The organism is Rhodospirillales bacterium (assembly GCA_014323865.1).
Taxonomy (GTDB): domain Bacteria; phylum Pseudomonadota; class Alphaproteobacteria; order SP197; family SP197; genus SP197.
In genome coordinates this window covers 114,470-114,820 of sequence record JACONG010000004.1, presented here as the reverse complement: position 1 = coordinate 114,820, position 351 = coordinate 114,470, and positions in this window count along the sequence as shown.

The window sequence follows — 351 nt, the reverse complement described above, 5'->3', positions numbered from 1 at the left end:
CTCACCATCGTCAATACTTCCCGAAAGGTACCACCCAACCTCATCGGTTCCTGTAACGCCTCCCCGTACCAGCAATCTCCCACGGTGATCGTACACCTTGCCTGCCATATCGGCATCGATGACGGCCTCATGGATGCCGGTAGCACCATTACGATCACTCTCATAGGGAACGTAGATCGTACCATCCAGGGTACTGCTGATTGTCGTTTCATCGATCGTCCCGCGACCCGAAAGAGCCCCTTTCATGGGAAGACCCCCGACAGGTCTCTTCGGGTTGGAAACGATAAAATGGCGAAAACCGTTTACAGCTGTCGCGACCCTGCCTGCACCGAAATCGGCGTAGACCCTGAG